At 77.4% G+C, this 566-nt stretch carries 1 protein-coding gene; it reads right to left on the minus strand.

What is annotated here, in order from left to right:
* Positions 1-566 (minus strand): efflux RND transporter periplasmic adaptor subunit (locus E5198_RS21365; RefSeq protein WP_136491882.1); only part of this gene is annotated, 566 nt, incomplete at both ends.

Raw genomic sequence — 566 nt, forward strand, 5'->3', positions numbered from 1 at the left:
CTCGACCTCGCCGCCGCGCACGCGCAGCACCTCGGCGCGCCCGCCGGCGACCGCGCGCAGGGCGTCGTTGGCGATCACCAGGGCGCGCTCGCGGCGCGCGGTCTCGATGCTTACCGAGACGGTCATGCCCTGGCGCAGGAAGCCGGCCGGCTCGGCCAGCTCGAGGTGCACGTCGAGGGTGCCGCGCGCCGGGTCGACCGCCGGGGCCAGCCAGGCGACCCGCGCGGCCAGCACCCGCTCGGGAAAGGCGTCGGCGATCACCTGCGCGCGCTGGCCGAGGGCGAGCGGGGCGAGGCTCTTCTCGTCCAGCGGCAGGAGGATCTCCTGGCTGCCCCGGCGGGCGATTTCCAGCAGGGTATCGCCCGGGCGCACCAGGTCGCCGGGCTCGACGTTGCGGGTCTGCACGCTGCCTTCGACCTGGGCGTGGATCTTCGTCCTGGCCAGCGCGCTGCGCGCCTGTTCCACGCGCTGGCGTGCCTGCTGCTCGGCGCTGCCACCCTCGGCCAGGGCGGCGGCGGCTAGCTGCGCGCGGTCGCGGGCGGCGCGCGCGGCCACCTCGGCGTGGC

Origin of the sequence: Pseudomonas sp. A-1 (assembly GCF_004801855.1) — a bacterium.
In the GTDB taxonomy this organism is placed as follows: Bacteria; Pseudomonadota; Gammaproteobacteria; order Pseudomonadales; family Pseudomonadaceae; genus Geopseudomonas.